Source organism: Cryobacterium sp. TMS1-13-1, assembly GCF_004403125.1.
Classification (GTDB): Bacteria; Actinomycetota; Actinomycetes; order Actinomycetales; family Microbacteriaceae; genus Cryobacterium; species Cryobacterium levicorallinum.
The window spans coordinates 13931-32985 of sequence record NZ_SOGX01000008.1 but is presented as its reverse complement, the minus strand read 5'-3'; the positions used below and the strand labels follow the sequence as shown (position 1 = coordinate 32985).

The 19055-nt window shown below is 65.6% G+C and carries 19 protein-coding genes and 2 pseudogenes; 8 read left to right on the top strand and 13 right to left on the bottom strand.

What is annotated here, in order from left to right:
- Positions 1 to 182: 182 nt before the first annotated feature.
- Positions 183 to 698 (bottom strand): Lrp/AsnC family transcriptional regulator, encoded by a 516-nt coding sequence (locus tag E3T31_RS07000; RefSeq protein WP_134468112.1) that lies wholly within the window; start codon positions 696 to 698, stop codon positions 183 to 185.
- A gap of 258 nt (positions 699 to 956) precedes the next feature.
- On the opposite strand from E3T31_RS07000, the gene E3T31_RS06995 reads away from it, so the two are divergent.
- From E3T31_RS06995 to E3T31_RS06980, 4 genes are read left to right on the top strand one after another with little or no spacing between them, the layout of a single operon-like run.
- Entirely contained in the window at positions 957 to 2021 is a 1065-nt protein-coding gene (locus E3T31_RS06995; protein WP_134468285.1) for a thiamine pyrophosphate-dependent enzyme, read from the top strand.
- The gene (locus E3T31_RS06990; RefSeq protein ID WP_134468111.1) at positions 2014 to 3096 is read left to right on the top strand and encodes an alpha-ketoacid dehydrogenase subunit beta; all 1083 of its coding nucleotides are present in this window, start codon (positions 2014 to 2016) and stop codon (positions 3094 to 3096) included. The genes E3T31_RS06995 and E3T31_RS06990 overlap by 8 nt, the downstream gene beginning before the upstream one ends.
- Positions 3089 to 3412, top strand: coding sequence for a biotin/lipoyl-containing protein (locus tag E3T31_RS06985; protein WP_134468110.1), 324 nt, complete (start codon positions 3089 to 3091; stop codon positions 3410 to 3412). The genes E3T31_RS06990 and E3T31_RS06985 overlap by 8 nt, the downstream gene beginning before the upstream one ends.
- A gap of 8 nt (positions 3413 to 3420) precedes the next feature.
- Positions 3421 to 4191: an alpha/beta fold hydrolase gene (locus E3T31_RS06980; protein ID WP_134468109.1), complete on the top strand. Its 771-nt coding sequence runs from the start codon at positions 3421 to 3423 to the stop codon at positions 4189 to 4191.
- A gap of 25 nt (positions 4192 to 4216) precedes the next feature.
- On the opposite strand, the gene E3T31_RS18280 is transcribed toward E3T31_RS06980, so the two are convergent.
- The 7 genes from E3T31_RS18280 to hisC all read right to left on the bottom strand — a co-directional run bounded on the left by E3T31_RS18280 (position 4217) and on the right by hisC (position 9610).
- A complete protein-coding gene (locus E3T31_RS18280) occupies positions 4217 to 4342 on the bottom strand; it encodes a type II toxin-antitoxin system PemK/MazF family toxin (protein ID WP_241977722.1) in 126 nt (41 codons plus the stop codon).
- Between the two features lie 567 nt (positions 4343 to 4909).
- Complete coding sequence (locus tag E3T31_RS06970; protein ID WP_241977721.1) at positions 4910 to 5257, bottom strand: type II toxin-antitoxin system PemK/MazF family toxin; 348 nt, start codon at positions 5255 to 5257, stop codon at positions 4910 to 4912.
- On the bottom strand, positions 5251 to 5496 hold the full coding sequence (locus E3T31_RS06965; protein ID WP_134442346.1) for a CopG family transcriptional regulator: 246 nt from the start codon (positions 5494 to 5496) through the stop codon (positions 5251 to 5253). Before E3T31_RS06965 ends, E3T31_RS06970 begins: the two co-directional genes overlap by 7 nt.
- 267 nt (positions 5497 to 5763) lie before the next feature.
- On the bottom strand, positions 5764 to 6555 hold the full coding sequence (locus E3T31_RS06960; RefSeq protein ID WP_134377852.1) for an ABC transporter ATP-binding protein: 792 nt from the start codon (positions 6553 to 6555) through the stop codon (positions 5764 to 5766).
- Positions 6556 to 6562: 7 nt separating this feature from the next.
- On the bottom strand, positions 6563 to 7462 hold the full coding sequence (locus E3T31_RS06955; RefSeq protein ID WP_134468108.1) for an ABC transporter permease: 900 nt from the start codon (positions 7460 to 7462) through the stop codon (positions 6563 to 6565).
- Positions 7463 to 7475: 13 nt separating this feature from the next.
- Positions 7476 to 8471, bottom strand: coding sequence for an ABC transporter substrate-binding protein (locus E3T31_RS06950; protein WP_134468107.1), 996 nt, complete (start codon positions 8469 to 8471; stop codon positions 7476 to 7478).
- A gap of 71 nt (positions 8472 to 8542) precedes the next feature.
- On the bottom strand, positions 8543 to 9610 hold the full coding sequence (gene hisC / locus E3T31_RS06945; RefSeq protein WP_134468106.1) for a histidinol-phosphate transaminase: 1068 nt from the start codon (positions 9608 to 9610) through the stop codon (positions 8543 to 8545).
- Between the two features lie 270 nt (positions 9611 to 9880).
- On the opposite strand from hisC, the gene E3T31_RS06940 reads away from it, so the two are divergent.
- From E3T31_RS06940 to E3T31_RS06930, 3 genes are read left to right on the top strand one after another with little or no spacing between them, the layout of a single operon-like run.
- Positions 9881 to 12061 (top strand): ATP-dependent Clp protease ATP-binding subunit, encoded by a 2181-nt coding sequence (locus E3T31_RS06940; RefSeq protein ID WP_134468105.1) that lies wholly within the window; start codon positions 9881 to 9883, stop codon positions 12059 to 12061.
- A gap of 60 nt (positions 12062 to 12121) precedes the next feature.
- On the top strand, positions 12122 to 13171 hold the full coding sequence (locus tag E3T31_RS06935) for a zinc-dependent alcohol dehydrogenase family protein (RefSeq protein ID WP_134468104.1): 1050 nt from the start codon (positions 12122 to 12124) through the stop codon (positions 13169 to 13171).
- Positions 13172 to 13203: 32 nt separating this feature from the next.
- On the top strand, positions 13204 to 13674 hold the full coding sequence (locus E3T31_RS06930) for a hypothetical protein (RefSeq protein ID WP_134468103.1): 471 nt from the start codon (positions 13204 to 13206) through the stop codon (positions 13672 to 13674).
- Here the strand turns inward: E3T31_RS06930 and E3T31_RS06925 are convergent.
- The 4 genes and pseudogenes from E3T31_RS06925 to E3T31_RS06910 form a co-directional block, all read right to left on the bottom strand.
- A complete protein-coding gene (locus E3T31_RS06925; RefSeq protein WP_134468102.1) occupies positions 13671 to 14261 on the bottom strand; it encodes a nitroreductase family protein in 591 nt (196 codons plus the stop codon). The two genes, E3T31_RS06930 and E3T31_RS06925, sit on opposite strands and share 4 nt — an antisense overlap.
- Before the next feature lie 102 nt (positions 14262 to 14363).
- Positions 14364 to 16049, bottom strand: a complete 1686-nt coding sequence (locus E3T31_RS06920) for a long-chain-fatty-acid--CoA ligase (RefSeq protein WP_134468101.1) — start codon at positions 16047 to 16049, stop codon at positions 14364 to 14366.
- Positions 16046 to 17128 carry a low specificity L-threonine aldolase gene (locus E3T31_RS06915; RefSeq protein ID WP_092447941.1) on the bottom strand — a complete coding sequence of 361 codons (1083 nt, stop codon included), beginning with the start codon at positions 17126 to 17128 and terminating at the stop codon, positions 16046 to 16048. Before E3T31_RS06915 ends, E3T31_RS06920 begins: the two co-directional genes overlap by 4 nt.
- A 31-nt stretch (positions 17129 to 17159) precedes the next feature.
- Positions 17160 to 18018: pseudogene (locus E3T31_RS06910) on the bottom strand (ABC transporter permease).
- On the opposite strand from E3T31_RS06910, the gene E3T31_RS18275 reads away from it, so the two are divergent.
- Complete coding sequence (locus tag E3T31_RS18275; RefSeq protein WP_241977763.1) at positions 17954 to 18112, top strand: hypothetical protein; 159 nt, start codon at positions 17954 to 17956, stop codon at positions 18110 to 18112. The pseudogene E3T31_RS06910 and the gene E3T31_RS18275 overlap by 65 nt on opposite strands.
- Here the strand turns inward: E3T31_RS18275 and E3T31_RS06905 are convergent.
- Positions 18102 to 18985, bottom strand: a pseudogene (locus E3T31_RS06905) (ABC transporter ATP-binding protein). The gene E3T31_RS18275 and the pseudogene E3T31_RS06905 overlap by 11 nt on opposite strands.
- Positions 18986 to 19055 lie beyond the last annotated feature (70 nt).

The following is a 19055-nucleotide window of genomic DNA, read 5'->3' as shown; positions in this document are numbered from 1 at the left end:
GTGAGGGAGCTCCGTAAGAAAAAGGGACCAACCCTCATTGTCTCACGCGAGCCTGAGTGGCTCAGCTCAGCGTGGTGTCTCACGGGGCTGCCTGGTGGCTAATTCAGGAAATTTCCTGAGCCGGGGGAGTTGCGCCGCATTGGTTCGGAAGCCGCGGGGTCGCTCGCCGAAATTATCCTGAATTAGCCACGATCGACGGGCGGCATCGGCGTGCCAGGAGTGGAGATAGTGCCGGCGGCAGTGGCCTGAAGCAGGGCGAGGGCCTGCGCCTCGATGTGGGTCTGCAGCACGATCACGCTCGAGGAGCGCACGACCGTTTGGGTGGCGACGATGAGGTCGAGCACGCGCTGCACGTCGGCGTTCGACCGGGCGACGACCCGGGCGAGCATGTCGCTGTCGCCGGAGACCGTGTGCAACTCCAGAATCTCGGGAATCTTGGCGAGGGCCGCAACGACAACCGCGTGGCCAGAGTCCTGCCGCACGGTGAGCGAACAGTAGGCGGTGACCGGGTAGCCGAACTCGCTCGGGTTCAGGGTCGGCGCCCAGGATTTGATCACCCCGCGGCTCATCAGCCGGTCGAGCCTGGCCTGCACGGTTGCCCTGGCCACCTTGAGCCGCCGCGAGGCCTCGAGCACCGAGAGCTTCGGCCGCTCGCAGAACAGTGTGACGAGTCGGGCATCCAGCGAGTCGACATCCATGAGCGTGACCTTTCGGTGGTCCGGTCGGGCATCGCTGCCGAGCGGGGGGGGNGGGGGGGGGGGGGGTATACCAACTGTATGGTATTTCGTCGAAAATGCACACAATTATTCACAGAGTGTGCACTTCAAATGGTCACTGTGGCAGACGCTCGGCAAAGTCACTAACTTTGCTGTAGCCCGCCCAGTCAACGATCAGAAGGAGCCAGCATGGCGACTCGCGCCCTCGACACCCTTCCCCTGCGTTCAGGGCAGATGCAGATGCAGATGCAGAGTGCGGATGTCGGCGACCTCGCCCCGGATCAGCTGCGCGACCTGTATCGGATGCTGGCGAACGTGCGTCAGCTCGACCGCGATGCCGTGGCGTGGCAGCGCCAGGGTCTCATTCCCGGTTACGCGCCGATGCTCGGCCAGGAGGCAGCCCAGGTCGGTGCCGGCTTCGGCGTCGATAAGACCCGGGACTTCATCTTTCCGACCTACCGCGAGATGGGCGTGGCCTACACGGTCGGCGTGAACATGGTCGAGTACATGTCGACCCACAAAGCGATCTGGCACGGCGGGCTCTACGACCCCGGGGCCACCCACTTCGCGCCCTTTCAAGCGGTTGTCGGCGGATCCGTTCTGCACGCGGTGGGCTGGGCGCACGGGCAGACCCTGAACGGGACGGCTGCGGCAACGGGCGGTGCGGCATCCGGTTCAACAACCGGCCTCGGCGTGGGCCTGGCCTTTCTCGGCGACGGCGCGAGCTCGCAGGGTGACGTGCACGAGGCCATGAACTTCGCCGCCATTCTGAAGGCGCCGGTGGTGTTCTTCGTGCAGAACAACGGCTGGGCCATCTCGGTGCCGACCGAACAGCAGGTGGCCGGCGGCTCGGTGGCCGCACGCGCTGCCGGCTACGGCATGCCAGCCGTGCAGGTCGACGGCAACGACGTGCTCGCCGTGCTGGACGCCACCCGACGCGCGGTCGCCCACGCCCGCGCGGGCCTCGGCCCGGTCGTGGTCGAGGCGATGACCTACCGGCGCGGTCCGCACTCCACGAGCGACGACCCCGGTCGCTACCGCACCCTCGAGGACGAGAAAGCCGACGGCGGCGAAGATCCGCTCAGCCGGTTTCGCGCGGTGCTGCTGGCCGACAACGTGGCTGACTCTGCCTTCTTCGCCGCGGCTGACGCCGACGCCCAGGCGCGTGCCGACGAGATTCGCGACGGTGTCGTGGCCCTCGAAAGCCGCCCCGGAAGCGAAATGTTCGACTTCGTTTTTCAAGAATCAACCCCGACGCTCGGCGCCCAGGCGCGCCAGTGGAGAGAGGAATCCGAGCATGTCTGAGTCTATGAACGGCGCCGTCCTTGAACGTGTACGGGAGACCCCGCTCCTGCAGCTCTCCATGCAGCAGGCCATCAACCGGGCGCTCGGTGAGATTCTCGAAACGGATGAGCGCGCCCTCATCTTCGGTGAAGATGTTGGCGTGCTCGGCGGAGTCTTTCGGGTCACCGACGGCCTGCAGCAGCGCTTCGGCGCGAACCGGGTCTTTGACACCCCGCTCGCAGAATCGGGCATTCTCGGCACCGCGATTGGGCTGGCCATGGCCGGTTTTCACCCGATCCCCGAGGTGCAGTTCGACGGCTTCGCCTACCCGGCGGTGAACCAGATCATCACCCAGCTGGCCCGCATGAACTATCGCAGCCGCGGACGCCTGCCGATGCCGGTGACGCTGCGGGTGCCGAGCTTTGGCGGCATCCGCGCCCCCGAACACCACGGTGAGAGCCTCGAATCGCTGTTCGCGCACGTGCCAGGGCTCAAGGTTGTGTCGCCCGCCAACCCGCAGCAGGCCTATCACCTGCTCAAGCACGCCGTCTCGATGCCCGACCCGGTCATCTTCATGGAGCCCAAGGCGCGCTACTGGAACAAGGCCGGGGTCAACCTGGTCGACAACGTGGTCGGTGATGGCATCTCCGGGGGGACGGATGGCCCGCTCACCGGCCGCGCCTCCCTCGAGGGCTTGGTGATCGCCCGCCCGGGCAAGCACGCGACCCTCATCGCGTGGGGCTCAATGGTCTCCCGCTGCCTCCAGGTGGCGGAGCTGGCCGCGGAAGATGGCATCGAACTCGAGGTGCTCGATCTGCGCTGGTTGAAGCCGATCGACGAAGCGGGGCTGGCGGCATCCGTTTCACGCACGCGTCGCGCCATCGTCGTGCACGAGGGGCCGCGCACCATTGGCCTCGGCGCCGAGGTGGCCGCGCTCGTCTCGCAGAGCTGCTTCGACACGCTGCGGGCGCCGGTCGAGCGCGTGACCGGCTTCGACGTGCCGTACCCGTCTGGCGATCTTGAAGACGAGTACATCCCGAACATTGACCGCATTCTCTTCGGAGTTCAGCGTGTATTGGAGTACCGCCGTGGCTGAAATCTCATTTCCCCTGCCCGATCTCGGTGAGGGACTGCTCGAGGCGACCGTGCTCGAATGGCTCGTCACGGTGGGCGACCAGGTCGAACGCAACCAGCCGTTCGTCGAGGTTGAGACCACGAAATCATCGGTGGAACTGCCCTCGCCGATCGCTGGCATCGTGCTCACGCTGCACGGCGAACCCGGCGACGTGGTGCTCGTCGATACACCGCTGATCACCTTTCAGGTCGCCGACGATTCCGCCGGAATCGTGGGCACCGTGCCGGCCGAGGCCGCGCCGAAACGCCGCGTGCGCCTCACCGCCGTTCTCGACTAGGACTAGACATGCTCACCAGTTGGCGCCAGCACGAACCCGAACTCGACGCGGGCCTTGCCCCGGTGCTGCTCGTGCACGGCTTCGCCTCGTCCACCACCCTCAACTGGGAGGCGACCGGCTGGGTGCGTGACCTCGTTAGCGCCGGCCGGCGCGTCATCACCATCGATCTGCTCGGTCACGGCGCAAGCGCTGCACCGACCGAAACGGATGCGTACGCCCCCAGCCGCCTGCGCGCGGCGGTTCTCGAGGTGCTCACCCTGGCCGGCGCCCGGCCCCGCGAGGCCGGCCAGCCCGCATCCGGCGTCGACCTGGTTGGTTACTCGCTCGGATCCCGCCTGGTCTGGGAACTCGCCGCCGAGCGGCCCGACCTGGTTAATCGCGCGGTGCTCGGCGGAATGAGTGCCGAGGATCCGCTCGCCGACTTCGATCTCGACGCTGCCGCCCTGTTTCTGTCGGATTCCAGTGAGATCGCGCACGAGTCGACCGCCTCGCTGATGACCCTGATGCAGCTCGCACCCGGTGCCAACACCGCCGCCCTGCTGCGGCTGGTCGCTGCGATTAAGGGGGAACGGTTCGAGCCGGGCGCATCCGTTCCCTCGCGGCCCCTTCTATTCGTCACCGGGGACCGTGACGTGCTCGCGACTGGCACGGCCGAGCTCGCGGCGCTCGCCGTCGACTCCGAGATGCTGTGGCTGCCCGCCCGCACCCACATGAACGCGGTGAGCTCGCGCGCCTTCAAGCAGGCCGCGATCGAGTTTCTCGCCCGCTACCAGTCGTAGCGGAACGCCCCCCCGCAACGAGCGGTCAGTCCAGACCCAGCAGGTTCTGCAGAGCCGCGTCTATGGCGCGCATTTTCGAGCCATTCAAACGACCGGCGAACTCACCCAGCCGGATTTCCTGATTGACCGCTGTCAGTTGCTCGACCAACACTCTGGTCTTCGTGCCGTTGATTTCGACCTCGGGGCGAAATGACGCCTCACCTCGTCGGACTGCAGGACCACAGCGAACCGCGCCCCAGTTTGCTCGTGTCCACGAGGGTCACTAGGCGTCTTCAGACGGTAGAGGTCGCCACGCACGAAGAGCGTCCATCTCGGCCGCAAGTTTGCGAGAAGCGGCGACGTCTTCCGGATTCTAGGTCAGTGCGTATCGTGAGCGAAGTCTTGCAACAGTTTGTACTCCAAGAGAACTTGCACATTTGAGTTCGTTTCGTCTCCCGTGCCATCGTTCAGCTGATGATCCACAAGTATCCGCAGTTGTGAACGGCGCCGGGTGAATGCGGATACTCTGGCGCCGTACCACAGCACGTGGCTCCACCACGGTTCGCTCTCTGCACCCTGTTCGCACTTACGCTGACGACACCGGGATTGCGGATAGCGGGAGTGTTGATCAGCGAAGCCATCGCGCTCTGGTCGCTCATAGCCTGGGTTCTGCGGCGGCGAATTGCCCGAAGGGCATTCAGTCAGACGGCTAAGTTAGCCGCCGCGGGGCGTTCTGGCTCTATAAACCGAGTGCGAGGCGAATGCCCGCGCCGATCTCGGCGAGCAGGTACGCAGGTACATGCCCGGCGGGATAGGGGTCGAGGAATTCCCGGCTGACTGGACCGACCTGAGAGACAATGGCGACGGAGTCCTTCTCAAGTCCGGAGGCCTCGGCGGGTATCAGGACGTTCCCCGGGAATGCTTCCAGTCCCGTGTTCGACGTCAACGGGACGACCTGTACCGTGGTGATGTTCGTGGCCAACAGCCAGTCCTCCTGAACAACGACCGCAGGGCGAACTTTCGCCTGTTCGGAGCCGCGGGACGACCCGAAATCGACCCAGACGACATCCCCGCGCGCCGTCACCATTCGGACTTTTCGCGGATCAGGCGCTCAGATTCACGCAGGAACGCTCCGTCTCCGGAAGGCTGTCCCGTTCGTGCCAGCACCGCGTCAGCGATTGCCGTCAGCTCGGAGCCACCCTCAAGCTCGTCGGCCAGGCGCTGCGCGCCGAGTCGATAGAACTCCGACCGGTTCATGCCGTGCTTGCCCGCGATGCGCTCGAAGCGCTCGAAATCGCCATCGGGAACCGAGATCGCAGTCTTCATGACGCAAGTATAACCCGTCATACCGTCTTCGTGTGTGACGCGTGGTGCTCAATCTGGTGGACTGCATCCGCTCAAAATGGTGTGCCAGTAAAGATGCGCTGGAGGTCCAACCGGACCACGGCCTGCTCGTCGTCACCAAGGTCGTTATAGACCGCCTGTCCGGCTCAGACGCCGCCGCGCCAGCCGCGATTGAGTCCCTGACCCACGAAGCGCCGACCGGCCTGCGCAATTCCGCAGGGCCGGGTCGGCGCTCCTTATCCTCGCAAGCTACCCGAGCAGCGCCCGGTCGTCGAGGGAGGCGCCCTTGATCTTCGCGAACTCGGCGAGCAGGTCGGGCACGGTCATGGTGGCCTTGCGCTCGGCGTCGACGTCGAGAATGATCTGGCCCTCGTGCATCATGATGAGCCGGTTACCAAGGCGCAGCGCCTGTTCCATGTTGTGGGTGACCATGAGCGTGGTCAGGTGGTGCTTGGCGACGATGCTCTCGGTGAGGGTCGTGACCAGTTCGGCCCGCTGCGGGTCGAGCGCGGCCGTGTGCTCGTCGAGCAGCAGGATGCGCGGCTGGGTGAAGCTCGCCATGAGCAGTGACAGCGCCTGGCGCTGGCCGCCGGAGAGCAGCCCGACCCGGGCCTTGAGCCGGTTTTCGAGGCCGAGTTCGAGCGAGAGCAGCTCGGTGCGAAAGAACTCGCGACGCTTGTGCGTGACGCCCCAGGCCAGCCCGCGACGCTTGCCACGGCGAAGCGCGAGCGCCAGGTTCTGCTCGATGCTCAGGTCGGGCGCTGTGCCGGCCATCGGGTCCTGGAAGACGCGGCCGACGTACGCGGCTCGCGCGTAGTCGGGCATCCGCTTGACTGAACTGCCGTCGATCGACAGGTCGCCGGAATCGATCGGCAGTTTGCCGCTGATCATATTGAGCAGGGTGGATTTTCCGGCGCCGTTGCTGCCGATGACGGTGACGAAATCACCGGTGTTCAGCTGCAGTGACACGTCGTTGAGGGCGACGCGTTCGTTGACCGTGCCGGGAAAGAAGGTCTTGGTGATGTTCTCGATGAGCAGCATGAGACTCCTAGTTCGCTTTCACTGCGGCGGCGGAACGCATCTGGCGCAGCGAGGGCACGCGTTTCAGGAAGCCCCAGCGCGGCAGCAGCAGTGCGGCGACGACCAGCAGCGCTGAGATGAGCTTCATATCGTTGGGGTTGAGCCCGGCGCCGAGAGCGAAGAAGATCACCAGGCGGTAGATGACGGCGCCGCCGATGACGGCGAGGGAGGCGAGAAAAATGGTGCGCCGGCCGAAGACGGCCTGGCCGACGATGACCGAGGCGAGTCCGACCAGAATGAGGCCGATGCCCATGCTGACGTCGGCGAAGCCCTGGTACTGAGCGATGAGCGCGCCGCAGAGCGCGACGAGCCCGTTCGAGATCGCGAGGGTGAGAATCGTGGTGCGGTGCGTGTTGACGCCGAGGCTGCGGATCATCTGCTCGTTATTGCCGGTCGCCTGAATCGACAGGCCGAGGTCGGTACTGAGGAACCAGTCGATGGCAAATTTGATGATGAGGGCGGCGACGGCGAAGATCAGGATGCTCCAGGCTCCGCCGAGCAGACCGGCGTCCCGCAGCGGGGTCATCAGGGTGTCTTCGCGCAAGAGCGGCAGGTTGGATTTGCCCATGATGCGCAGGTTGATCGACCACAGCGCGATCATCGTCAGGATGCCGGCGAGCAGGCCGTCGATGCGGCCCTTGGTGTAAAGCACACCGGTGACCAGGCCGGCCACCGCTCCCGACGCCGCCCCGGCGAGGGTGGCGAGGGGAGCGGGCACGCCATTGATGATGAGCGACGCGGCAACCGCGGCCCCGGTCGTGAAACTTCCGTCGACCGTGAGGTCGGGAAAGTTGAGGATTCGAAACGTCAGGTAGACACCCAACGCCATGATTCCGTAGAGCAGGCCGAGTTCGAGAGCCGCATTCATCTGGTTAGTCCTTCTACTCGATGATTCGGTCGGCCTTGGCGATGAGTTCCTCGGTGAGGGTCACTCCCATCCGCTCGGCAGCGGCCGGGTTGAGGATGAACTCGATCGTGTCGAGGGTCTCGACCGGCATATCGGCGGGGTCTTCGCCGTCTTCGAGGATGCGGATGGCCATCTGGCCGGTCTGGTAGCCGAGGTCGGTGTAGCTGATGCCGTAGGTCGCGATGGCGCCACGCTCGACCTGGCCGTTTTCGGCGCCGAACAGCGGAATCTGGTTCGCCTCGGAGTACTGGATGACGGCTTCAAGGCCCTCGGTGACGCGGTTGTCGGTGGGGATGTAGATGGCGTCGACGTCGCCGAGCGACTCGGTGGCCTGGGCGACCTCGCTCGAGTTGGTGACGGTGGCTTCCTTGATGCTCAGGCCGAGGTCCTTCGCTGCTTCCTTGGCGAGTTCAACCTGCACGTCGGAGTTGACCTCGCCCGAGCTGTAGATGATGCCGACCGACTGGGCGTCAGGCAGAATCTCCTGAATCAGTTCGAGCTGCTCCTTGACCGGGTTCAGGTCACTGGTGCCGGTGATGTTGCTGCCCGGCTTCTCCCAGCTCTCGACCAGTCCGGCTTCTTCCGGCTCGGTCACCGCGGTGAACAGTACGGGGATGTCGATGATGGTCTGAGCGGCGGCCTGCGCGGTGGGCGTGGCGATCGCGAGCACGAGGTCGACCTTGTCGGCGGCGAACTTGGCTGCGATGGTGCTCGCGGTGGCCTGCTCGCCCTGCGCGTTCTGCTCGTCGAAGGCGATGTCGGTGCCCTCGACGTAGCCGGCGTCGGCAAAGGCCTGTTTGAAGCCCTCCCGGGCGTCGTCGAGTGCTTGGTGCTGCACGATCTGGCTGATGCCGATCGTGATCATGTCATCTGCAGTGGATGCTGCCGGCTCGCTGGCCGCGCAGCCGCTGAGGGCGAGGGCGCCGGCGGCAACGAGGGCGAGGGCTGACAGGGATTTAGTGTGTTTCATGCTGGGAAATTCTCCTTTGAATTCATGCTGCTACGGCGCGCGGGAACCTGCGGCCGAACGGTGAGGGGGTGTTAGACGGTGGCCGGCGCCAGGGCTGCCGCGGCGGCGGCCAGGAAGCGGTCGTTCTGCTCGGTCGTGCCGATCGTCACGCGCAGGCCTTCGCCGGGGAAAGCGCGGGCCAGAATGCCTTCGGCGATGAACACGACGTTCACCCGGTCGGTGTCGTCGCCGGTGCGGAGCCAGACGAAGTTTCCCTGCGAGTCGGTTACGCGCCATCCGCTCGCCTGCAATGACCCGAGCACCCGGGTGCGTTCGGCGACGATCTGGTCGATGCGCACGGTCAGCTCGGCCTCCGCGTCGAGGGAGGCGAGGGCCGCGCGCTGGGCGAGCGCGGTTACGCCGAACGGCAGGGCCGCTCGGCGCAGGTTCGCGGCAACAGCGGTCGGCGCGATCGCGTAGCCAATGCGCAGGCCGGCCAGGCCGTACGCCTTGGAGAAGGTGTGCAGCACGGCCACGTTGGGGTAACGGCGAAAGAAATCAATGCCAACAGCGGAGGAGGCGTCACGGTTGAAGTGCACGTAGGCCTCGTCGATGACGACCAGCACGTTCTCGGGGACCCGGGCCAGGAAGGCGTGCAGTTCCTCGCTGGTGACGAAGGCGCCGGTCGGGTTGTTGGGGTTGCAGACCAAAATCAGTCGCGTCTGCGCGGTGATGGCATCGGCCATAGCGTTCAGATCGTGGCACTCATCGCTCGTGAGCGCGACCGGCACCGGCGTCGCACCGGCGACCTGCACCAGAATCGGGTAAGCCTCGAATGACCGCCAGGCGAAGATGACCTCGTCACCGGCCCCGGCGCTCGTGTGGATGATCTGGGATAGCACCTCGACCGACCCGGCACCGAAGGCCACGTTGTCGCTCGAGACGTCGAACCGGGCCGCAATACGGTCGGTGACTTCGGCGACGGCCATGCTCGGGTACAGATGAATCTCCCCGAGAGCGGATGCGATTGCCTCGGTCACCGAGGCGAGCGGCGCAAACGGGTTCTCGTTCGAGGAGAGCTTGAACGCTCCGGAATCGCCCGCTGCGGCGCCCTGCTTGTAGGCGGGCAGTCTGCTGATGGCTTCGCGTTGCTGCACCATAACTTTTCAACCTCACTCGGGACGGGTGTGCCAGACATGCGCGTCGAGTAAAGCGTCGGCAATGACGGGTCTGGTTTAGAGCGTAGTGATGCAGCAGAAGTTTGACAATTCGACCAATCAGCACGTCACAAACTGCACTATCTGACTGGTTTTCAGCGGGCTTGGCCGAACAAGTTGTTCAGTTTTGTAATTTTCGGCGACCTATTTCGGCGGTCAGCCTGGGGGGACTAAACTTGAGCCAGCAAGGCTCAACTTTAGAGGAGACAGCTCATGCAAGCCGGTCAGCAACCACCGCAGCAAGACGCCAAGACGGCCCTCGAGCTCTACGGGGTGAACCTCACCGACATCGCCCGCAGCGGCAAGCTCGACCCGGTGATCGGGCGCGACGCCGAGATTCGCCGGATCAGCCAGGTGCTCACCCGGCGCACCAAGAACAACCCGGTCTTGATCGGCGAACCCGGCGTCGGCAAGACCGCCGTGGTCGAGGGACTGGCCCAGCGCATCGTGGCCGGTGACGTTGCCGACTCGCTCAAGGACAAACAGCTGGTCTCGCTCGACCTGGCCGCCCTCGTGGCTGGCGCCAAGTATCGCGGCGAGTTCGAGGAACGGCTCAAGGCCGTGCTCAAGGAGATCAATGACGCCGACGGAGCGATCATCACCTTCGTCGACGAACTGCACACGCTCATGGGCGCGGGCGGCGGCGAGGGCTCCGTCGCGGCCAGCAACATGCTCAAGCCCATGCTCGCCCGCGGCGAACTGCGCCTGATCGGCGCTACGACCCTCAACGAGTACCGCGAATTCATTGAAAAGGATGCCGCGCTCGAGCGCCGCTTTCAGCCGGTGCTCGTCGACGAACCCTCGGTCGAAGACACCGTCGCCATTCTGCGCGGGCTCAAGGAGCGCTACGAAGCCCACCACAAGGTGACGATTGCCGATTCTGCCCTCGTGGCCGCGGCATCCCTCTCGAATCGGTATATCACCGCCCGCCAGCTGCCCGACAAAGCCATCGACTTGATCGATGAGGCCGCGAGTCGGCTGCGCATGGAGATCGACTCCTCGCCGGTGGAGATCGACGAGCTGCGCCGCAGCGTCGACCGGCTCAAGCTCGAAGAGCTGGCGTTGAAGAAGGAGAAGGACGACGCCTCGAAAGCGCGGCTCGTGAAACTGCGCGATGATCTGACCGAGCGCCAGGCCAGCCTTAAAGAACTGCAGGCGCGCTGGGACAACGAGCGGGCTTCGCTCAACCGGGTCGGCGAACTGCGCGAGCGGCTCGACACCGCGCGCATCGAATCGGACCGGGCTCAGCGGGAAGGCGACCTCGAAAAGGCGTCTCGGCTGCTCTACGGCGATATTCCGGTGATGGAACGGGCGCTCGCCGCTGCCGAGAAGGAAGAATCGGTCGGACCGCGCATGGTCAACGACCAGGTCACGAGCGAGGACATCGCCGCTGTCGTCGCCGCCTGGACCGGCATTCCGGTCGGCCGCCTGCTGCAGGGCGAAACCGACAAGCTGCTGAACCTCGAGAATGAGCTCGGCCACCGTCTGATCGGGCAGAAGCGGGCGGTGCGCTCGGTCGCCGACGCCGTGCGGCGTTCACGCGCCGGAATCTCTGACCCCGACCGACCGACCGGATCGTTCCTCTTTCTCGGCCCGACCGGTGTGGGCAAGACCGAGCTCGCCAAGGCGCTCGCCGAGTTTCTGTTCGACGATGAAAAAGCCATGGTGCGCATCGATATGAGTGAATACGGCGAGAAGTTCTCGGTGTCGCGCCTGGTCGGAGCTCCTCCGGGCTACGTCGGCTACGAGCAGGGCGGCCAGCTCACCGAGGCCGTGCGGCGTCGCCCGTACTCGGTGATTCTGTTCGACGAGGTGGAGAAGGCGCATCCCGAGGTATTCGACGTGCTGTTGCAGGTGCTCGACGACGGCCGCCTCACCGATGGCCAGGGTCGCACGGTGGATTTTCGCAACACAATCCTCGTGCTCACGTCGAACCTTGGTTCGCAGTTTCTGGTCGATCCGACCCTGTCGGTGGAGCAGAAGGAACAGGCCGTGCAAGGCCTCGTGCGGCAGGCCTTCAAGCCCGAGTTCGTCAACCGGCTCGACGACATCGTGGTGTTCTCCTCGCTCACCACCGATGAGCTTGGCGAAATCGTCGAGCTCGACGTAGACCGGCTGCAGAAGCGCCTGGCGGAGCGTCGCCTTGAGCTGGCAGTGACACCGGATGCCCGCCGCTGGCTGGCCGAACGCGGTTACGATCCGATCTACGGCGCGCGTCCCTTGCGGCGCCTGATGCAGCGTGAGATTGACGACCGCCTGGCCCGGGCGCTGCTTTCCGGGGAGATTCGCGACGGCGACACGGTGCTCGTGGGTCTGGAAGCCGACGGCGACTCGCTCACCGTCGCATCCGCCCCCGCGCTGTTGGACGTTCCCCTCGAGGAGGACCTGCTCTAGCCGATTCCCGCTCTCGCGTGTAAAAGGGAGATGTTCAGAGTCGCGGGTTACGCTTAATTCATGCTCGCAACTGTGATTTATGGCGAACGGGATGTTCGCCTCGAAGAAGTTCCCGAACCCGTACTCTCGACCGGTGGCGACGCCATCGTTCGCGTGACTGCGGCCTGCGTCTGCGGGTCAGACCTGTGGCCGTACCGGGGTATCGCCCCCACCAAGGAACCGCACCGGATCGGCCATGAATTCGTCGGCATCGTCGAAGCCATCGGTCCCGACGTCTCGACCGTCAAGGTCGGTGACTTCGTCATTGCGCCCTTCTACGACTGCGACGGCACCTGCGTCAACTGTCAGAACGGTGTGAGCACCTCCTGTCTCAACGGCGGCTGGTGGGGCGCGGACGACCAGCTCGGCGGATTCGCCGATGGAGCCCAGGGCGAGCGCGTGCGTGTTCCCCACGCCGACGGTTCGCTCGTTGCCACACCGACAGTTCCGAGCGATGACCTCATTCCGAGCCTGCTCACCCTCGCCGACGTCATGGGCACCGGACACCACGCGGCCGTCTCGGCCGGCGTGGAGCCGGGCAGCACCGTGGTCGTCGTCGGTGACGGAGCTGTTGGACTCTGCGCCATTCTCGCGAGCAAGCGCCTCGGCGCGAGCCGCATCGTGGCCATGTCCCGCCACGCCGACCGCCAGGCCGTCGCCCGCGAATTCGGTGCGACCGACATCATCGAGGCGCGCGGCGATGAGGGCGTTGCCGCCGTGCAGGCCCTGTTCGACGGCGTCGGCGCTGACTGTGTGCTCGAGTGCGTCGGAACCCAGGAATCCATGGACCAGGCCATCCGATCGGCTCGCCCCGGCGGAATGGTCGGCTACGTCGGCGTACCCAACGGCGGCGCCGAACTGCCGATCCGCACCCTGTTTGGAACAAACGTGGGCGTGAACGGTGGTGTCGCATCCGTTCGCAGCTATGTCGAGGAGTTGCTGCCCGAGGTTCTCTCCGGCCAGATCAACCCGGGCCGGGTCTTCGACCTGCAGCTGCCGCTGGCCGAGGTGGCCGAGGCCTACGCCGCGATGGACGAGCGCCGCGCTATTAAGGTGCTGCTCCGCCCCTGACCCACCGTCTGGCCCGCTCTGGAGGGACAATTGTGAACCAACCGTTCCTCTGGGGAGGGTTACTGGCCATCGCCATCGCCTCCGCGATTTTGCGGCTCGTGGTGGGGCACCCGCTGCTGCGAGAACGTTCGGTGCGCGTGGGATTGCTGGGGGCTGTGGTGGCGTTCGTCAGCGGGCTTGCACTGGTTTTTCACTGCGCCGCGATGTTCTTCGGGCCCTGGGTCGATGCCGTGTCGTTTCTGCTGGCACCGGCCGACATGGTTCGGGGCATGGGCGCGGGCAGCCAAGTCGCCTACTGGCTACCCGCCGCCGCCCTCGTGGTGGCGTGGCGGAGAGTCTGGGGGCCGGCCCTGGGGGCGCTCGTTGTCACCCTTGCCGGCGTGGGGGTGACCATGTATTGGCCGTTCCCACTCGACGTACACCTCGCGTGGCTCACGGCCCTGATCATTGTCGGTTCGTTGGTTCCGACGCTGTTACTCCGTGGGCCACGCGCTGCGAGCTAGTCGTTGACGAGCAGCAGCTCGGTGAGGGGCTTGCGGCTGCGCGGGGCAATTTCGCGTTCGCGCAGCTCGGCGGTGAGATCGTCGGCATTGCCAAGCACTCCCAGCGCCGTGACGGTGACGACGGCCTGATCCTCGGTGAGGTTGAACGCTGCGGCGATGGCTGCACCATCGAATCCGCCCATCTGGTGGGTGTGCAGTCCGTCGTGCTGGGCCTGGATCGACAGGTGGGCAACGGCCTGACCGAGGTCGTAGCGTGCCCACGGGTTCTCGCGGGTCTCATCGATCGACAGCTTCGCCACGCTGACGATCAGAACAGATGCCGTGTCGGCCCACGCCTTGTTGAAGCCCATGAGAGCATCGTTGATCTTCGCAAAGCTCGCCGAGCCGCGGCGGGCAACAATGAACCGAGCCGGCTGGATGTTGCTCGCCGACGGAGCCCAGCGGGCCGCTTCGAGCACGGTCGTGAGGGTGGCCTCGTCGATGACCGCGGTCTTGTCGTATGCGCGGGGGCTCCAGCGCTCGGCCAGAATCTCGATGAGCGGCGACTCGGTGTCGGCGCGACGCGAGGTGTTGGTGATGAGGGTCATGGGCGAATCCTTTGAACGAGAAACATCGGCGGGGCGTCGCTGACCCACTCGCTACAACGTTGCCGCCCGCACACTATTCCGGGGCGACCGAGCCCGACCGGTCTACTTGCCCTGCAGCCGGCCCCGCACCTCGCGGCGCAGCACCTTTCCGAGGAGGCTGCGCGGCAGGTCGTCGACCTCGACGATGCGGCGCGGCACCTTGTATGCCGAGAGCCGGGTGCGGCAGTACTCGCGCACCGCGGCCACGTCGAGTTCGGCACCGGCAGCCAATACGACCACGGCCACGACGTCTTCGCCGCCGTTCGCGCTCGGCAGGCCGACCGCGGCAGCATCGACGATGTCGGGGTGCGAGAGCAGGGCTTCTTCGACCTCAGACGGCGACACGTTGAATCCGCCGGTGATGATGAGTTCCTTCATCCGGTCGACGACGGTGATGAAGCCGTCGGCGGAGACCCGCACGATATCGCCGGTGCGCAGCCAGCCGCCGGGCAGCAACACCTGGGCGGTCTCGCTCGGGCGGTCCCAATAGCCCGAGAACACCTGCGGACCGCGCACGAGCAGCTCGCCCTCCTCCTCGAAGCCGCGCTCAACCGTCGGGTCCTCCGGGTCGACCACGCGAATGTCGGTGCTCGGAAAGGGCACGCCGACCGTTCCGGGGCGGCGGCTCGGGCCGATCGGGTTGCCGGCCACGATCGGCGACGCCTCGGTCATGCCGTAGCCCTCGACCAAGAGCCCGCCGGTCGCGCTCTCCCAGCGCTCCACGATCGACACCGGCAGGTTCATGGCACCAGAAATAGCAAAACGGATGCCGGCGAGACTCACCTTTTTCTTCGCAGCGGCCGTGACCAGGCGGTCGTAGATCGGCGGCACCGCCGGCAGGAAGGTGGGCGGTGCGTGCTTGGTGGCGTCGAGCACGAGCTTCTCGTCGAACTTGGGAAACAGCACGAGGCGGGCACCGATGCTCATCGCAAAGGTGAGGCACAGCGTGAGGCCGTAGGCGTGGAACATGGGCAGCACGCCGTACACGGTTTCCTCGCCGGGCCGTAGGCCCGCCACCCAGGCGGAGCCCTGGGCGGCGTTGGCGCGCAGGTTGTAGTGACTCAGAATGGCGCCCTTGGGGGTGCCGGTCGTGCCGCTCGTGTACTGCAAAACGGCGGTGTCCTCGAGCAGTGGGCGCTGATGCGAGGCATGCAGCTTGCGGGTTCCGACGAGGGAGTCCCAGCTGATCGCGCCCTTTCCGGGCCCGGCGGTGAGGGAGGCGCGAGCGTCCCGGGCCTTCCTGATCGGCAGCTTGAGGGCCAGCCGTTTCGAGAACGGCATGGCGCGCGTGAGGTCGATGGTGACGACATCCGTTATGCCCATATCTCTGGGAAAAGCACGGACGGCGTCGTAGACCTTGTCCCAGACGATCGCGACCTTGGCGCCGTGGTCTTCAAACTGGTGGCGCAGCTCGCGGTCGGTGTAGAGCGGATTGTGCTCAACCACGATGGCGCCGAGGCGCAGCACCGCGTAGAACGCCACGACGTGCTGAGGGCAGTTCGGCAGCACGAGGGCCACTCGGTCACCCGGGCTCACGCCGAGCTTGCGCAGGCCGTTGGCGGCGCGGGAGATCTGCTCACCGAGCTGCTCAAAGGTGGTCGTGGCGCCGAAGAAATCCAACGCAATGTTCGACGCGAAGGTCTCGACCGAGGCCTCGATCATCTCGGTGAGGGTTTCGGTGGTCTCGTCGATGGTGCCGGGAACGCCGGGCGCGTAAGAGGCGAGCCAGGGCTGATCCTTGAAAGTCATGACAGTTCTCGGGTGATGGCGGCGATGAACTGGTCGATGTCGTCTTCGGTCGTGTCGAAGCCGCACATCCAGCGCACCTCGTTCTTGGACGCATCCCAGTCGTAGAAGCGAAAGGATTCGCGCAGCCGGTCGGCGACACCGTCGGGCAGGGTGGCGAAGATGGCGTTGGCCTGGGTGGCCTGGCTGAAGTTGAGGCCGGTGATGGTTCCCTGGGCGAGTTCGGTCTCGAGCGCGCCGCGCAGCCGAGCCGCCATGGCATTGGCGTGGCTGGCGTTGCGCAGCCACAGGTCGCCGTCGAGCAGCGCGATGAGCTGCGCCGAGACGAACCGCATCTTGCTGGAGAGCTGCATGTTGGACTTGCGCAGAAATTTCAGACCAGTGGATGCCGATGGGTTCAGTACCACGATGCACTCACCGAGCATCATGCCGTTCTTGGTGCCGCCGAAGCTGAGCACGTCGACGCCGGCGTCGCGGGTGAAGGCGCGCAGCGGCACTCCCAGGCTGGCGGCGGCGTTGGAGATGCGGGCGCCGTCCATGTGCAGCGTCATGCCCTTGGAGTGGGCGTGATCGGCGATGGCGCGCACCTCGTCGACGGTGTACGCGGTGCCGAGCTCGGTGGTCTGGGTGATCGCGACGACGAGCGGCTGGGCGCGGTGCTCATCGCCCCAGCCCCAAGCCTCCTGGTCGATCAGCTCCGGGGTCAGCTTGCCGTCGGGGGTCACGACCGGCAGCAGCTTGAAGCCGCCGACATGTTCGGGGGCGCCGCCCTCGTCAGTGTGAATGTGCGCGGTGGCCGAGCAGATCACGGCGCCCCAGCGTGGCAGCATTGACTGCAGCCCGGTGACGTTGGCGCCGGTGCCATTGAAAACGGGGAACGCTTCAACGCCAGCGCCGAACTGTTCGACGAAGACCTCCTGTAGCCGGGCCGTGTAGACGTCTTCACCGTAGGCGACCTGGTGGGCGCCATTGGCCCGGGTCATCGCCTCCAGAATCTCCGGATGAATGCCGGAGTAATTGTCGGAGGCGAAACCGCGGGACGAAAGATCATGGAGTTGGGTCACCCCTCCATCCTCCCGCATTCGTCTGGCCGTCTGCACGAAGTGGATGCCGCTACTTGTGCAGAGCCTCGCGCGGGGAGACGCGGGCACCCATACGCAGTAGCGCGTTCGAGTAGATGCGCGACCCGATCAGAATCACCACCATCGTCGACAGGGCGAGCACGACGAGCGAGAGCACCGGCTCCCACCATTCGGCCTGGCCCAGGAAGATGCGCACCGGCATCCCGACCGGCGCTGAGAACGGCACGTACGACATGATCGCCAGCACGAGCGGGTTGTCGTTGAAGAAAACCACCATGAAATACGGGATCATCACGAGGAACAACACCGGCGAGGTCGCTGATCCCACGTCTTCCTGCCGGGACACCATCGATGCCGTGGCAGCGTAGAGGGCGGCGAGCAGCACGAAGCCGAAGGCGAAGAACACGGCGAACGACACGATCGCCGGGCCGACGTCGGCCAGCAGCACCCGTTGCCCGGTCACCGCCAGGCCGATCGAGACCAACAAGCCGATCGAGACGATCTGCGCGAACGCCATCAGACTGTTGCCGAGCACCTTTCCGGCGAGTAGGGTCCGCACCGAAATCGTTGACAGGAGAATCTCCACGATGCGGGTCTGCTTCTCTTCGACGACGCTCTGCTCGATCGTGGCGCCGAAGGTTGTCGCGGACATGAGAAAGATGATTCCAAAGCCGATCGCCACGAGGTACGCAAGAAAACCGTCCTGCTCGGCCGGTTCGAGAATCGCAAGTTCGGGGTTCACGCTGAGCGCGCCGAGAACCTCGCCCGGCGCCGACCACGGCGACCTTGGTCAGGCTGGTGTTCTGGCTCATAATGCTGCCGACGATGACGGAGCCCATCGAGATGAGCAGCAAAATGCCGGTCGCGATCAGAAACGATTTGCTGCGCAGCCGCGCCGCGATCTCGCGGTTGGAAACCAGCCAGACACTCTGGGCGAAGGTGGGCGCGGTGTGCACCGGGCGGGTGGCGTTGCTCATGCGATGACCTCCTTGAAGATGGTGGCGAGACTGGGTCTCTGCTGGCTGAAGGTGTGAACCGCGCCGAGCGTGATCGCGTGCTGCAGGACCGCCTGGCTGGCGGCATCCGTTTCTGCCTCGAATTCGGCGTAATCGCCGTCGAAGACGACGACGGTGATGCCGGGCTGCGAACGGATCCAGCTGATGTTGCCCGCGGTACGAATCTCAAACCGGGGGTGACTGTGTTGGTCGCGCAAGGCCTCGCCGGAGCCGTTGGCGCGAATTTCACCCTCGGCGATGATGACGAGGTCGTTGCAGAGCCGTTCGACGATGTCAAGCTGGTGCGACGAGAACAGCCGGGCGCGCCCTGCGCCGCGTAACCCGCGAGAACGCTCATGACCACCTCGACGGCGAGCTGGTCAAGACCGGAAAACGGCTCGTCCAGCACGAGAAACTCGGGGTCGTGCACGAGCGCGGCGGCGATCTGGGCGCGCTGCTAGTTGCCGAGCGAGAGCGACTCGACGGTATCGCCGGCCCGTTCGCCGAGGCCGAGCTACTCGAGCAGGGCTGCGGCGTTGTGGCGAGCGGATGCCGGTGACAGCCCGTGCAGACGCGCCAGGTAGACGAGTTGCTCGGCGACCTTCATTTTCGGGTAGAGGCCGCGCTCCTCGGGCATGTAACCGAACCGGCGGCGATCACTCGCTGTAACCGGAACCCCGTCGATGAGCACGGTGCCCGAGTCGGGCGACAACACACCGAGAATGATGCGCATCGTCGTGGTCTTGCCGGCCCCGTTCGCGCCGATAAAGCCGGTCATGCGGCCGTCCCCGACGGTGAAACTCACGTCACTGAGCACCTGCCGGGTTCCGTAGCTCTTAGTGGCTCCCCGAATGTCGAGCATGCCCGCCCCTTCGTTGTGCGTGACTTCACGGTAGCGCGGGCGGCCGGCGCGACACATCCGCCGGCCGGCG

Coding starts and splice junctions, on each gene's coding strand:
- E3T31_RS07000 (WP_134468112.1), bottom strand. CDS start 698: ATGGATGTCGACTCGCTGGATGCCCGACTCGTCACACTGTTCTGCGAG.
- E3T31_RS06995 (WP_134468285.1), top strand. CDS start 957: ATGCAGATGCAGAGTGCGGATGTCGGCGACCTCGCCCCGGATCAGCTG.
- E3T31_RS06990 (WP_134468111.1), top strand. CDS start 2,014: ATGTCTGAGTCTATGAACGGCGCCGTCCTTGAACGTGTACGGGAGACC.
- E3T31_RS06980 (WP_134468109.1), top strand. CDS start 3,421: ATGCTCACCAGTTGGCGCCAGCACGAACCCGAACTCGACGCGGGCCTT.
- E3T31_RS06970 (WP_241977721.1), bottom strand. CDS start 5,257: ATGGTGACGGCGCGCGGGGATGTCGTCTGGGTCGATTTCGGGTCGTCC.
- E3T31_RS06965 (WP_134442346.1), bottom strand. CDS start 5,496: ATGAAGACTGCGATCTCGGTTCCCGATGGCGATTTCGAGCGCTTCGAG.
- E3T31_RS06960 (WP_134377852.1), bottom strand. CDS start 6,555: ATGCTGCTCATCGAGAACATCACCAAGACCTTCTTTCCCGGCACGGTC.
- E3T31_RS06955 (WP_134468108.1), bottom strand. CDS start 7,462: ATGAATGCGGCTCTCGAACTCGGCCTGCTCTACGGAATCATGGCGTTG.
- E3T31_RS06950 (WP_134468107.1), bottom strand. CDS start 8,471: ATGAAACACACTAAATCCCTGTCAGCCCTCGCCCTCGTTGCCGCCGGC.
- hisC (WP_134468106.1), bottom strand. CDS start 9,610: ATGGTGCAGCAACGCGAAGCCATCAGCAGACTGCCCGCCTACAAGCAG.
- E3T31_RS06940 (WP_134468105.1), top strand. CDS start 9,881: ATGCAAGCCGGTCAGCAACCACCGCAGCAAGACGCCAAGACGGCCCTC.
- E3T31_RS06935 (WP_134468104.1), top strand. CDS start 12,122: ATGCTCGCAACTGTGATTTATGGCGAACGGGATGTTCGCCTCGAAGAA.
- E3T31_RS06925 (WP_134468102.1), bottom strand. CDS start 14,261: ATGACCCTCATCACCAACACCTCGCGTCGCGCCGACACCGAGTCGCCG.
- E3T31_RS06920 (WP_134468101.1), bottom strand. CDS start 16,049: ATGACTTTCAAGGATCAGCCCTGGCTCGCCTCTTACGCGCCCGGCGTT.
- E3T31_RS06915 (WP_092447941.1), bottom strand. CDS start 17,128: ATGCGGGAGGATGGAGGGGTGACCCAACTCCATGATCTTTCGTCCCGC.
- E3T31_RS18275 (WP_241977763.1), top strand. CDS start 17,954: ATGACGGAGCCCATCGAGATGAGCAGCAAAATGCCGGTCGCGATCAGA.